Raw genomic sequence first — 12,639 nt, 5'->3', positions numbered from 1 at the left:
CCAACCCGCCCTCTGACGCCGCCGCCCGGACGCCACCGGCACGTCGACCATTAGACATGTCTCTCCAACCGGAGACTTTTCTCCATACTCCGGGGCTTGCATGATGCGCTTTTGCAGTCGAGTTCCCGGAGAGGCGCATGGCCCACAACGCGAGCTGTGCAAACGCCAGGAAACCCGGTTGCAAATGCCCATGCGGTGGCGCCAGGCACGGTTGCCAGGGGGCCTTTCGGCTTGCGGACGGAGCCCTCCAAGACGTCCTGTCGTACCGGGAGGAGCGAGAACGCGACTGGGATAAGAGGCCGGACAAACTGACGATCGCCCAGGCCGCCATCGGCTGCGCCCAAGCGGACGTCGTCCACTGGCTGCACCGAGACCACGAACTGCTCGCGTGCGCCAGGAAAGCCCAAGCGATGGCGTTCGAGGACGCCCCCGACACCCCAGCACACGGCAGGGTGCTGCGCGAGGTCGCCACGCACCTCGGCCCGCGCCGAATGGACGAGTTCCAAACATGGGCGAGAAAAACGCACTTCTGGTGCGAACTGCTGGCGCAGATCGCCGCCGCCCTCGCGCGCTACGAGGAGATGCGGGGGCGTATCTTCCGCGCAGTGGAGGCTGCGCTGCTCCAGAAGCGATACGAAGAGCCTCTGCCGTCCGAGCTGCTGAGGGCGGGAGTGGTCGAATCAGCGGTCGGCTGGGCCTGGCGCCACGTGCTCGCGAGCATCGTCGCGGCATCGGGCGGCGGGAGCCTGGCGGCGCTGCTGGCAGGCGGTGACGTGCAGCGGCTCCTGTGGCCCGTGCGGGTCATCGCCGTCCTGATGTGTCCGGACGCGGCGAATCACCGTGCGGTCAGGGAACACTGCTGGGACCCGATCGTCCGGCACGCCAAGGCGGACGTCCGCGATGTCGTCCGCGACCGCCTCACCCAGACTTTTCCGAAGGATCCGTGGTTTGTGTAGTCCCGGGCGCTCTATCCGGACACGTCGCCGGGGCCGCGGCGGACGGGCACCCGTCCGCCGCGGCCGCTGGTGTTCCCCGTGGAGTGGCCGTGCTCCGGGTGCGAGGCGCCCGGGGGCGCATGAGTTCCTTTCCGCGCGAAATGGAGAAGCGCCGACGCCCGGACACGTGCAGACTTCGCAGGTGATCACAATGCAGCCGGTCCTCGAGATGTACGGGCCGACGGAGTTCACCCTCTGGCCCGTCGCCTGGTCGGAGCCCTTCGGCTACATGCCGCTCCATGGGGCGCTCGACTCGGTAGAGGTCGGCACAGCCGTGATGCGGATCGTCGAGACGAACAGCGACGACGTGGAAGGCGAACCGCGAACCGGTGACCCGATCGGGGTCTTCCTGCACGGAATGCTCGCCGAGGAGTCGCTCTTCGCACCGGGCGGGATGCGGGTCACCGACACGGCGACCGGTACGACGCTGTTGCCGGGCTGCTGCAGCGGCATCGAAGAATGGCGCGAATGGCTCACGGTCATCAACGGAAGCGCCTCGACCGGTTGGCTGGGGCATGATCCCTCCCCGCACGCCGAGCGGCAGGGCGACACCGTCCGGCTGACCGTCGATGCCGAGCGCGACGCCGGTCCGACGATCGAGCTGTCCGTCCCCGAGCTGCGCCGACTGCTGGCCGAAGCGGAACGTGACCTGATCGCCTTCCACCGGCTGGCCGCAGCGTGGGCGGCGCGCTACGTTCCCGACCACACCGGCCCGGTCGTCACAGCGCTTGCCCGCGTGCTGGACATTTCCTGAGGGGAAGACACCGGAGCGCGGGCGGTGAGCGTCCGCTTGAGATCCGGACTCGGGCTGGACGTGAGCGATCAGCGTCAGACGGGCGGGAGGAGGTCGCTTTCGCTGATGGTGTAGGTCAGCAGGGGGTAGGCGAAGTCAGTCTCGTTGTTCTCTCGGCGCCGGAGCCGGTAGAACTCGTGCGCCTGCTCCTCATCGGCCGGCGTGAGGCGTGCACCCTGCGGCAGGAACGCGTGCCCGTCGCGATAGCGGACAAAGGTCTTCGACGTCCGGAAGGTCACGCCCAGCCACTGGTTTTCCCCCGGAACGGACTTATCCAGGACGATCTTGTGCTTGAGCCGCCGATTCGCTTCGACCGAGAACAAGACGACACTGCTGTGGCCGAGCGAAACCTCGAACCGCTCCTCCCCGCCCCCCTTCCGACTGAAGATAAGCTTTCTCGACGGCTCCGCGTCCGGGCGTTCATAGCAGGAGAAGACCGCGATGGCCGACCCTTCGGCGAGATCGAGAGCCTGGTCCGAATGGGCGCCCATGGTCTTGTAGGCGTTCGTGTAGCGCTCGACGAGAGCGTTGTTGAACCCGACCGTCAGCCCCGCACGTTCTGCGATCCGCTGCGCCAGCCCCTCATGCACCGCCCGGAAACGCTGCGCCGGAGAGCCGTATCGCGTGGTGGTGCGCACAAGAGCCGCACCGCCCGTTTCGTCGACCCGGCTGAGTACCGCGCCCAGCCGTCCTTTCCCGACGTCCTCCCAGCGAATCGACGCGGACAGCTCCTCGAACGGGTTCTCTTCACTCGGCAGCGTGAACGAGCGAATCTCGTTCGCGATCTCAAGCTCGGGGGGCAACGTAGTCTCCCGTGTTCATGCTGAACAGGAACTTGCCGCCGTAATCGATGAAGGCCGACGTCTTGTTCTCCTCGGCGTACAGCCTGCGCAGCTCGTCCATGCCCTCCTGCGTGGGCGGCTCCAACTCCACGAGGCCCCCGTCCCTCTTGAGAAACGTCTGGCCGTCCTTGTGAACAGCCTCGGTGCCGGAACAGCGCACCACATATCCCAGCCGGGTCGGAAGCAAGGCGGCGTCCAGTGACGAGGGCCGGATCTCGTGCGTGTACAGGCGGTTCGTGGACAGCGGCATGAAGAACACGGAGCCGGGATACAGAGTCACGGAGAACTGCGCCGGCAAAGCCGCCTCGGACGGCTCCTTCAGCCGGAAGCGGAGACTGGTCAGGCCGCTGGTGCTCTTCACGCCGAGGTCGAAGGCGTCCTCGGCCAGGGGGTGGAGCTTGTCGAGCCCGTCATAGAAAGTGCAGAACGCCATGACGCCGTTGACGGGCATGTCCTTGGTCTTGTCGGCATGCGACGAGATCCTGGCCTTCGACTGCTTGCGCGCGGCCGTGGCGGGGGTGTTGTGGTACGTCTGCGCGAGGACGTGGTTCAGCGGCGCGTGGTTCCGGAAGACCGTGGCGGCCTCGCGGTTCAGAGCCTCGACGATGCGCGTGTCGGTCGGCCCGAACCCTTCGGTCGGCCCCGAGAGATTGGTGGAGCACCGAAGCAGCCGGAAGTGCAACTCGTCGCCGTCTCGCGTGACGGGCGTCAGGTAGATCCCACTCCGATGAGCCGTCCCCGGCTTGGTGGACTCCGTCAGCGCCTGGAATTCGTGCTCCGCACGGATTCGGTTGAAGTGATCGCCGTCGGGGTCGAAAAAGCGGCGGTAGAAAACGCCGGCGCCGTGCACGCGAATGGGAACTCGCCCGAGGTCGACGACGCCCCAAGGCGCGTCGACACCCTCTCGGTACCCCGGTGACAACTCCCGAATGACGAACACCCGGCCCGCCGCTTGCAGGCGACGTCCGTCGATCCCAGAGATGTCGCCGCACAGGTAGACGGTCTTCCCGGCGAGATCGGACGAACCGGAAGCGAGGCTATCGGGCGTTATCGCAGCCCCGAAGAAATCCCTGACCAGGTCGTCATCGTGCAACGCCGAAGGCGCGACCAATATGTTGCTCGCATCGTCGATGCAGGCTTCCATCAACTCCGTCGCGTCCATTGAGAGCACCAGCCATTCACCCATTGCAGAGAATGCAAGATTATCACCCTTTAGGATGCTTTGCCTTGACGCTGGTCGCGTGGCTGGGGTGCGCCGTTCCCGTGTCGGGGTCGGCGGCTAGGCATGGCGGCCCCCTACCTGATCGACGATGACCACGTCCTGCCAGACGAGATGGCGCCGCATCCCCGGAGCCCGCCGGCGATCCCTACGAGGCGGTTCGGCGCTTCCGCCGGTGCCGGCGGACGTCCTCGGCTACGAGGCCGTACTCATGACATCGGCGTGCCGGGAGGGGTCCCGAGGTCTCCCTGCATCCTGGACCGGGGCGGGGCGGCTTTCGGATTGCTCGGTGGAAGCGAACGCCGGCTGGCAGCATGGCGACGGTCGGGTGACGGCCATCAGAGGAAACGGAGCCGATATATGCCAACAGATCCGCATGGACGCTTCCTGGAACGCTCGAAGGTCAGTCTGCTGCCAAAGGACCTCGGCAGTCTCGCCGGCGGAGTTCCGCAGGCCGCGGCGGCGGGAACCCTGTTCGTCATGGGGTCGAACGGCGGTATGCGAGTGGCGCCCGACGCCGGTTTCACGCTGCTGTTCGGCCGCAGCGAACGCGACGTCCATGTCTGTGTCGGTGCCGACGACCGGCAGGTCAGCCGTCGGCACGGATCCATTACGCGCGAAGGCTCGAAATGGGTGCTGCGCAACGTCGGCAAGCGCGCGATTCGGTTCCCCGACTCACAGATTGTTCTCGGCGGTCAGTATGCAGAGTTGCCTTCCACGTACGCGCCTCTGTTCATCGTGACCGAGGGGCGGCAGCACCTTCTTGAAGTACGGATCGCCACCGGGGGAATGTGGTCGACCGGACCGACGGTGCACGAGGACGAGACCGACAGCCCCAAGGCATGGAACCTTTCGGCGGAAGAACGCCTGGTGCTGGTGTGCCTCGCTCAGCGCTATCTACGGCAGGAAGCGCACCCGCAACCGATGACGTGGTCCCAGGTCGCAGAGGAACTTCACCATCTCCAACCGCAGCGAGGCTGGACGAGGAAGGTGGCCTCGCATCTCGTCAAGAACGTGCGCGAGAGGCACAGTTCCCGGGTGGCCGGCCTGCTGGAAAAGGAGATCCCCCCGCCGATCGGCAACGCGCTGAACCACAACCTCATCACCGCGTTGCTGGTGCGCGGGGTCCTGACCCCCGAGGACCTCGACCTGCTGGAGGAGCCCAGCTAGGGCCTGTTCCGCCGGGGCCCCTCCCGAGTTCGGCTCGTCCGGCAGGGACGTCCACCGGATCAGAAACGCACGAACGACGTCGGCGGAGTGGCGTGCTCCGCTGCCGGATCGCCATTGTTCGCCATCGTCCCGTATTAGCCGCTGGGCCAGACGATGGTGTTGGACCTGGCCACCTCGGTTCCGTTCTTCCTCACCACGATGTAGACCTTTTCGCCCACGCCGTTGTAGTCGAAGCGTTCCGTGGCCTCGTAGCCGCTGCTGTTCGTGGTCACCGTCGCACCGGGGTTGGAGTAGTCGTCGGTGGGAGAGACGGGCTCGATGTGGTAATCGGTGTTCGGCTCGAAGCCGGTCATCACGATGCGCATCTTCGCGCACTCCGGCGCCTGGCAGTGCTCGTTGTAGTCGCCGGTCCGGCCGCGGCTGAGGGCGACGGCCGGCCCTGCCGGCCGCCTCGACGACCCGGACCCGGCCCCGGCCCCGGACGTGGCCCCGGACGTGGATGAGGACGTGGTCGGCGTGCGCTTGGGGTCGGTGGACGTGGCCGTGGGCGTCGCCGTCTCGGACGGTTCGGTCCTCGTCGTCTCCGCCTTGGTCGGTTCGGCGCTCGTCGCCGCCGCCTTGGGCGGTCCGGCCGCCGTCACCACCGGGACCGGCGGCTTCGCGTCCGGTCCCGACCCGAACGGGGCGCAGGCGACCACCACACCGGACGTCACGAGCAGGACCGCCGCGGCGGAGGCCGAGATCGCGATCAGCCACTTGCGCCGAGAGGGTTTGCCGCTCTCCGGACGCCGTGGCGCGGCCGAGGGCGCCCCCGGGTCCGTGGCCGGCGGCCGCCTGGCCGCGTGACGGACGGGCGACCGGCGGTCCTCGGCGGTGTTCGCCACGGCCTGCCGGGACACGCCCGTTGCGCCGTCGGCCTCGTCCGGGACGGTCGGACCGGCGTCCCCCTGCGGCGCCGTGGCTTGCGCCGTTCCGGGGCGGGGTGGCGTGTCGGCTTTCTGTGCCGGGGCATCCGCGTTGGTTTCGTCGGGGACGGTCGGGTCGGCGTTCCCCGGCGACGTTTCGGCCGGTTGTACCGTCTCGGGTTCGGGCGGTGTCCCGGGATTCCGTGCCGCCGCGGCGTTGGGTGCCGTCCGCGAGTGTTCGCCGATCATCTTGACGATGGACGCGGGCAGCCAATCCTCTGGCCTGGCGTGCGGGGCCAGGCGTTCGACCAGTTCGGTCAGGTCTGGACGGTCCGCCGGGGCCTTGGCGAGGCATCCGGCGACGAGGCCGCGCAGCGGGTCCGGCAGGCTGGACAGGTCCGGTTCCTTGTCCAGGACCTGGTAAACCGCCGCCGCGAGCGAAGGTGCGGCGAACGGGCTGCGTCCGGTGGCCGCGAACGCCAGTACCGTGCCCAGGGCGAAGACGTCGCTGGCCGGGCCGAGTTCGTCGTCGTCCCCGCGCGCCTGTTCGGGAGACATGAACGCGGGCGTGCCGATCACCGTGCCCGATGCCGTCAGCGCGGACGCATCCACCAGGTGGGCGATGCCGAAGTCGAGGATGCGCGGTCCGTCGGCGCCGATCAGGACATTGCTCGGCTTGAGATCGCGATGCACCAGCCCGCACGCGTGCACCGCCGACAGGCCCTCGGCGAGACCGGCGCCGAGGGTCAGCACGCTCGCGGGAGGCAGCGGCCCGTGCTCGTTCACGGCGTCCCGCAAGGACGGGCCCGGAATGTAGGCGCTGACGATCCACGGCGGATCCGCCTCGGGGTCCGCGTCCACCACCTGGGCGGTGTGGAACCCGCCGACCCGGCGCGCCGCCTCCACCTCCCGCCGGAACCGGGTGCGGAAGGTGGGCTCGTCCGCGACCGACGGATGGATCACTTTGACCGCGACCGGGCGCCCGCCGGGAGAACGTCCCAGGTAGACCTGGCCCATGCCGCCGCTTCCAAGCCGCCCGAACAAGGAGTACTGGCCGAGAATCCGAGGGTCGGACGGGCGTAGCAGTCGCATATTCAGATGTCCCCCTCGCAGTCCGATCGGCGGCGCGGTATCCGGAGCCCGCAAATGAGGGTCCCGCAAGATCCGCTCATCATTTCATAACGTCACCGCACGTATCACCGATAGTCACAAAGCCGCGCCGGTGCGCCAGGTCGTCCCCCATTTCCCCGGAAGGCCAGGTATCGCGGTCGGTGTCATAGTGCAGAATCGGCCGGGCCGAAACCCGTGCGAGCTTGGGCTCGAGGCCCGGCGGTGCCCCTCTGGGGCTGCACCGATTCCGCGTTATCCGTCCAAGGCGCCGCATGATCATTTCCGCGGAGGGAGAAAGTCCTCATATCCGGGCAACTCGTCCAGTTGATCGCGCATTCGGGCGCGGACGCTGCCGGGGTGCCGGTCTGGATCGCGCGGCGGGAGGTGGCCGGAAAGCAAACAGTGGGACAGATGTTCATCTGTCCCACTGCGGTGTGTTGTGTCCGAGGGGGGACCGCAACCAAAAGCACATGACCCCGACCGATATTGGTGTTACGTATCAATTTGCGATCGACGGTTAACGGCTATCGTAAAATTCGGTGCCGCGCATCCAGCTCACAATAGTGGCTGCATGCTTCGTGTGCATTGAGTGTTGACGAAAGAATAGTAAAAGCTGATGTCGGCGGGGCGGGTCGCTCATTTTGATGCCCACCGATTGGACATCTCGCCCAGGACCGCCCTTGGTGATATCTTTCATGGCCGCCAGCTTCTATAGGTGCGGCTTGCTCAGTCCTGCGACAGGCCGCCCTGAAACGCCGGGCAGTCTGCGAGCCCTGCCAGCCGGTCGCCGTAAAAAATCGGTTTTACTGCGGTAGCTTCGCTAGTATGACCTTCACGCACCTCCGACCTTGACCTCCTCACTGCTCCGGTCGGGGCCGACAGCGTGAGGTGTACGCACTTAATGCGGCACGGCTGAGAGGGTGACGATGGAGTGGCAGGAAGAGAGCGGGGAGATCGAACTGGGGCTGGTCGGTTCGACAAGCGTCGAGGAAGACAGGGGTACGGGCAACCTGACGAAGTTGCACCTGACCAAGCTCGGGTCGCGGCCGTATCGGTGCCCGGAGATCGTTACCGCGTGGTGGCGGTTGCGCAGCACATACGAAAGCGTGACCGGGCTGTTCGACACCCTGTACCTGGTCCGCCGGACACGTGCCAGTACCAACAACTCCTCCACCCGGGGGAGGTTGTCCTCTGACGCACAAGATCTCCTTCGAGCCGCGATCGTGTTCACCTCGGCCGGAGTGGACGCATCAATGCAGGCGCTCATTGAGTACGCTGCCCCGTCGCTGATTCTCCATAACGAGACCGCGAAGAAGCGGTTTGAGGTGTTCGTTGACCAACAGGTTCGCGCCCCCAAGGTTGCCGACGAGTTCGTCAGTGCCCTCAAGCACCGGGATCCGCATGATCAGATGGTCCAGCTCTACATCGCCAGCCTGACCAGGGCGAGCTTCCAGGGCAGCGGTGATCTCAGGGACCGTGCCGCCGGAGCGCTAGGCATCAGCAATAAGCAGATACCCAAGGGACGGTTCACTGCTCTCAACCCCTTCTTCGCCGCCCGTAACGAGGTAGCCCACCATTTGGACCTGCAGAACGGAGCCGCCGCCGATGCCAAGCCGCCACGGATACCGCGAACTCAGGAGGCCATCGGGCCCATGTGCAATGAGGCGCTGCTGATGGTCTGTGACCTGATCAAGGCCACGGCTGCCAACCTCAGCATGTGCCGGACCAGGTGAGGAGCGGATCAGACCGAGTTGGCCGCGTGCGGCGGCTGGACCCTGTACAGCTGCGGCACGCCGTCTTCGCCCACGAGACCGAGGACGGCAGCAACATCCTCACTCGGCCGAACCGTTCTTGGCGGGCTTCGATGCGGTCGCCGCTCACGTTGCTGGCCGCATACCGCAATGACGACGGAAGGGAGTCACAGATGTCCTCTTCTCGCCGTGAGCTGATCAGCCCGGCTGCCCGCATCGCCGCCCGCGAACTGGCCTCCGGAGTTGTCCTGCGCGACATCGATAACCTGTGGGAATCACAGGGGTTCGCTCCCGGGCCGACTCCCTTCTTGGAGACCGGCCTGGGGCAGCGGCGTGAGCGATTCCAGTGCTATCTGGACGCGGTCGACTGGACCGACGAACGCCACGCGGCCCGCGTGGTGCAAGTGTTCGCTAGCCTGCTGCACGATCATTACGTTGATCAGGACCTTCCCGATTGTCGCAAGCTGCGCCGGGAACTGGAGAACATCGGTTATCGCTTCGAAGGGGACGGCCGCATCGTCAAAATCGGTGTGGGCCTGCGGCCCGGTGCGCTTGTTGACCTTACCGACGTCTCAGCCATCCATGAGGGGCTGCAACGGATCGCCCGGGCTGAGCAGCATGAGGATCCTGCGCTGGTGATCGGCGCGGCCAAGGAACTCATCGAGAGCACGGCCAAGTTGGTGCTCACCGAATTGGGCAAGCCGCTTGACCCGCGCGCTGACATCCAGAAGTTGATCCGAGGTGCCCAGAAGGAGTTGGGGCTGCTTCCCAGCCGTGACGCAGACTCGGGCCCGGATGGCACCGAGGCTATCAAGAAGATCCTCAACAGTGCCAGCGCGATCGCCGTGGGCGTCGCTGAACTGCGCAATCGTGGCTACGGCACCGGGCACGGACCGGCGAGCGCCCGGCGTGGCCTAGCACCTCGTCACGCTCATCTGGCCGCCAATGCCGCCGTCACTTGGTGCGAGCTCATTCTGGAGACCCTCGCCGATCCCCGCGCCCCCTGGCGCAAGGCGACGGCGCCAACTACGCCGACAACCAGTGCACCCACAGCGATCGACCCTTCGGACGGAACTGGAGCGGCCCCGCGCTGCCCGTAGCGCCCGTGCTCCGTGGCCTTGGAGGAGCCCGAGCTACTCCAGCACCTTGAGGATGTCGGCGAGCTGTTGCTTGGGGAAGTAGATCTGGACGAACGGTGTCGAGACGAACCGGTCGCCGGACCAGACGACCGGGGTGTGGAGGCGCCAGGAGCCCTTGCCCCAGGGGATGGTGACGAGGTCGCGGAAGCCTTCGTCCTCGGCCATCTCGCCGAGGAACGCGAAGGCGTCGTCACGTGGCATCTTGAGCCACGACCACCCCCGGTAGTACTCAATGAACCCGACGTTTCCGGTTGCATCGCGGGTTGTGTCCCCGTGGTCGCGTTCGCCTTCGACGGCTTCTCCGGTGTCCTGGCAGCAGGCCGCGGTTTGCCATCCTCGGGCCCAGATGGCGCGAACCAGGTCCACCATGCCGTTGTCGATTGATACCGCCTCGTCGTGGTGGGGTGGGACCAGAGCGGTCGAGGGATGGATCTGCACGGTCATTGTTGTCCTCCTGACAGCTCGGGTACGGCGCATCGGGGATGCCGTGCTAACCGGTTCGGTGCCGGGTCCAGTGAGCCGCCGCAGCGGCCAGGCCCGGGTGGGGTGCGTGCTCCCCGATGTCGGCCCACATGGCCGCCTGCGCGTCGGCGAAGGCCGTGACCGACTCGGTCGGCGCCGTGGCGAACGCCTCTAGCCTGTTCGCCCATGCTTCTGCCTGTGCCGGGGTGTGGCCGCTGGCGATGAGCCAGACGATCCAGCAGGCGGGGTCGATCCATCGCGCGCCGGTGGTCGGCCATGCCCAGTCCAGCATGCGTGCCGTGCCGTTGACGACGAGCACGTTGCTGGGGGACCAGTCGGTGTGCGCGAGCCAGCGGCCCGCGAAGAGTTCGGGCCGGTCGCTGTAGGCGGCCCACCGGTCGGACGCCTGCTTCAGCTCGACGTCATCGGGGGCGGGCGGCCACTGGTCCATCATGGTCACGATCAGACCGAGGTCGCTGCTGGAAGGCGTGTAGGTCGCCTGACGACCGTCCAGGAACTCGAATCCGTTGAGGTCCCATCCGCCCGAGACTTCCGACCACAACAGGCGGGCCGAGAAGTCCCGCACGTGCGGGTTGATTTGGCGCTCACGCTCTTGCGTCCAGACGCGTGGGTGGTCCACGCGCATCCCCTTGACGAAGACTGAGTTGTTGATGACGACCGAGAGCTCGGAGTTGTAGCCCTCCTGGACGGGACGGGCGGAGAGTGCCGGCCCGGTGTGCTTCTCGATCAGCTCTTGCGCCTGTCGCCAGGGAAGTCGTTCCGTCACGGCAGCAACCTAGTCGTGGGGTCCCCTCGCCTGCGGGAGCAGGCGAGGGGACGGCTTCGTCGTCGATCAGCGGTACGGGTTGTCGTCCCCGCACCCGAGGCCGATGGCGTCCTCGGCTTCGTTGTTCACGTCGTCGATGATCTCGACGTCAACGGTGTCCTCGGCCGCCAGGTCCTCCTGGTTCTCGGTCATGATGCTCACTGGGCTACCTCCTTCCTGGGTTCCTTGTGCTGGCAGTAGGTGGCCAGCGGGGCTTTGGCTTCGCGGTAGAGCTGGACGAGCGGCATGCAGGTGCCGCACGTGTCCTGGAGCGTGCATCCCGTGCAGCCGCCTTGGCGGAGTAGGAGGTTGTCGCTGATGCCGCCGAGCCGGAGCAGCCCGGCTGCGCCTTCCTTCGTCAGGTCGATGTTCGGGTTCCGGCCGATCTTGCAGATGCTCGCCTTGCCGAACGGGTCGACGTGGAAGGAGGTATGACCGGCGTCGCAACCGCGGAAGGGCTGGCGCTTGCGCAGGTACTGCGGCGATTGGGACGGCAGGCTCTCGCCGCCGCCGTGGATCGTCGGGGACATCTGGGCGTACTCGCGGTAGCGGAGGCCGAACCGTTCGGCCAGCTCGCGCATCGCGTCGACCTCGTGGGCGTTTCGGTCGGTGATGATCAGGCTCAGGTTCATCTGGAGGCCCGCCTCGTGCGCTGCTGTTAGCCCGCGCATGAACTTGCGAAAGGAGCCGGGGCGTCGGGTGAGGCCGTCGTAGGTTTCGGCCGTGGCGCCGTAGACGCTGAGGCTCATCTTGCTCGGCCGGTAGGTGGTCAGCAGGTCGAGGATCTTGGTGTTGGCCAGGCGGGAGCCGTTGGTCAAGATCTCGATCATCATGCCGAGCTCGTACGCCTTGGTGTGGACGGCGGCGAAAAGCCGGTCCACCATCGGCTCTCCGCCGGTGAGCTGGAGCCACAGGGTGCCGGCGTCTCGGATCGTTTCGAGCAGCCGTTCTCGTTCGGGCCACTCCAGCCCCTCGAACGTCTTGAGCCCGAGGTAGCAGTGCTCGCAGTCGTAGTTGCACCCCAGGTTCAACTCGTACGTCGCCTTGCCGAACGCGTAAGTGGACTCCGGCCGGATCAGCAGTGACTCTGCGGTCGGTTGCCCGTGGAGGTCCATCCCCCACGCCTTACGGGCGGCTTCGACGAGCCACGGCGGGAAGGCGGCGGCCTTGCCGAGGCCGATGTAGGCACTCCGCGGGATCTTGAAGCCGCGGGGCTCGCCCGGCTTCAACACCATGTACTCACCGAGGAAGGGACTCGCGATCAACTGGTGCATGTCAGCTCCGGATCCTTCGTCTGGTTGGAAGACCAGGCTTTCTAGACGGGGAGCCCCAGCGACGCCATGCTTCGCGAGATCGCTGGGGCCACGATCACCCTCAGGCGGTCTGACTACATAGATCACCTTCTTCCTGTGTGAGTGCTCGGGGGG

At 66.6% G+C, this 12,639-nt stretch carries 12 protein-coding genes; 5 read left to right on the top strand and 7 right to left on the bottom strand.

The window, feature by feature from the left end:
- Positions 1–410: 410 nt before the first annotated feature.
- Both DMH08_RS34905 and DMH08_RS34900 read left to right on the top strand, forming a co-directional pair.
- Complete coding sequence (locus tag DMH08_RS34905) at positions 411–956, top strand: hypothetical protein (RefSeq protein ID WP_125620366.1); 546 nt, start codon at positions 411–413, stop codon at positions 954–956.
- Positions 957–1,146: 190 nt separating this feature from the next.
- Entirely contained in the window at positions 1,147–1,749 is a 603-nt protein-coding gene (locus DMH08_RS34900; RefSeq protein WP_233617999.1) for a hypothetical protein, read from the top strand.
- A gap of 74 nt (positions 1,750–1,823) precedes the next feature.
- On the opposite strand, the gene DMH08_RS34895 is transcribed toward DMH08_RS34900, so the two are convergent.
- On the bottom strand, positions 1,824–2,591 hold the full coding sequence (locus DMH08_RS34895; protein WP_125620362.1) for a hypothetical protein: 768 nt from the start codon (positions 2,589–2,591) through the stop codon (positions 1,824–1,826).
- Positions 2,575–3,816 carry a hypothetical protein gene (locus tag DMH08_RS34890; protein ID WP_233617998.1) on the bottom strand — a complete coding sequence of 414 codons (1,242 nt, stop codon included), beginning with the start codon at positions 3,814–3,816 and terminating at the stop codon, positions 2,575–2,577. Before DMH08_RS34890 ends, DMH08_RS34895 begins: the two co-directional genes overlap by 17 nt.
- Positions 3,817–4,209: 393 nt before the next feature.
- Between DMH08_RS34890 and DMH08_RS34885 the strand changes: the two genes are divergently transcribed.
- The gene (locus DMH08_RS34885) at positions 4,210–5,019 is read left to right on the top strand and encodes an FHA domain-containing protein (RefSeq protein ID WP_125620361.1); all 810 of its coding nucleotides are present in this window, start codon (positions 4,210–4,212) and stop codon (positions 5,017–5,019) included.
- 134 nt (positions 5,020–5,153) lie between these two features.
- On the opposite strand, the gene DMH08_RS42115 is transcribed toward DMH08_RS34885, so the two are convergent.
- Complete coding sequence (locus DMH08_RS42115; RefSeq protein WP_233617997.1) at positions 5,154–7,085, bottom strand: serine/threonine-protein kinase; 1,932 nt, start codon at positions 7,083–7,085, stop codon at positions 5,154–5,156.
- Positions 7,086–7,960: 875 nt separating this feature from the next.
- On the opposite strand from DMH08_RS42115, the gene DMH08_RS34875 reads away from it, so the two are divergent.
- Both DMH08_RS34875 and DMH08_RS34870 read left to right on the top strand, forming a co-directional pair.
- Complete coding sequence (locus DMH08_RS34875) at positions 7,961–8,767, top strand: hypothetical protein (protein WP_125620359.1); 807 nt, start codon at positions 7,961–7,963, stop codon at positions 8,765–8,767.
- A gap of 26 nt (positions 8,768–8,793) precedes the next feature.
- Positions 8,794–9,885: an abortive infection family protein gene (locus tag DMH08_RS34870; RefSeq protein ID WP_233617996.1), complete on the top strand. Its 1,092-nt coding sequence runs from the start codon at positions 8,794–8,796 to the stop codon at positions 9,883–9,885.
- A gap of 33 nt (positions 9,886–9,918) precedes the next feature.
- Here DMH08_RS34870 and DMH08_RS34865 read toward each other — a convergent pair whose 3' ends face one another.
- The 4 genes from DMH08_RS34865 to DMH08_RS34855 form a co-directional block, all read right to left on the bottom strand.
- Positions 9,919–10,368 (bottom strand): hypothetical protein, encoded by a 450-nt coding sequence (locus DMH08_RS34865; RefSeq protein ID WP_125620357.1) that lies wholly within the window; start codon positions 10,366–10,368, stop codon positions 9,919–9,921.
- Positions 10,369–10,414: 46 nt separating this feature from the next.
- On the bottom strand, positions 10,415–11,173 hold the full coding sequence (locus tag DMH08_RS34860; RefSeq protein ID WP_125620355.1) for an aminoglycoside phosphotransferase: 759 nt from the start codon (positions 11,171–11,173) through the stop codon (positions 10,415–10,417).
- Positions 11,174–11,239: 66 nt separating this feature from the next.
- Positions 11,240–11,374 (bottom strand): hypothetical protein, encoded by a 135-nt coding sequence (locus DMH08_RS42525; protein ID WP_267898595.1) that lies wholly within the window; start codon positions 11,372–11,374, stop codon positions 11,240–11,242.
- On the bottom strand, positions 11,371–12,486 hold the full coding sequence (locus DMH08_RS34855) for a radical SAM protein (RefSeq protein WP_125620353.1): 1,116 nt from the start codon (positions 12,484–12,486) through the stop codon (positions 11,371–11,373). The genes DMH08_RS42525 and DMH08_RS34855 overlap by 4 nt, the downstream gene beginning before the upstream one ends.
- Positions 12,487–12,639: the final 153 nt, after the last annotated feature.

Source organism: Actinomadura sp. WAC 06369, assembly GCF_003947565.1.
Lineage (GTDB): Bacteria > Actinomycetota > Actinomycetes > Streptosporangiales > Streptosporangiaceae > Spirillospora > Spirillospora rifamycini.
The sequence above is the reverse complement of the archived record's forward strand: the minus strand, read 5'-3'. Positions and strand labels throughout refer to the sequence as shown.

What these genes read in the sequence shown, in the direction of transcription:
- DMH08_RS34885 (WP_125620361.1), top strand. Translation starts at nt 4,210, where the DNA reads ATGCCAACAGATCCGCATGGACGCTTCCTGGAACGCTCGAAGGTCAGT.
- DMH08_RS34890 (WP_233617998.1), bottom strand. Translation starts at nt 3,816, where the DNA reads ATGGGTGAATGGCTGGTGCTCTCAATGGACGCGACGGAGTTGATGGAA.
- DMH08_RS34865 (WP_125620357.1), bottom strand. Translation starts at nt 10,368, where the DNA reads ATGACCGTGCAGATCCATCCCTCGACCGCTCTGGTCCCACCCCACCAC.
- DMH08_RS34855 (WP_125620353.1), bottom strand. Translation starts at nt 12,486, where the DNA reads ATGCACCAGTTGATCGCGAGTCCCTTCCTCGGTGAGTACATGGTGTTG.
- DMH08_RS34900 (WP_233617999.1), top strand. Translation starts at nt 1,147, where the DNA reads ATGCAGCCGGTCCTCGAGATGTACGGGCCGACGGAGTTCACCCTCTGG.
- DMH08_RS34875 (WP_125620359.1), top strand. Translation starts at nt 7,961, where the DNA reads ATGGAGTGGCAGGAAGAGAGCGGGGAGATCGAACTGGGGCTGGTCGGT.
- DMH08_RS34905 (WP_125620366.1), top strand. Translation starts at nt 411, where the DNA reads ATGGCGTTCGAGGACGCCCCCGACACCCCAGCACACGGCAGGGTGCTG.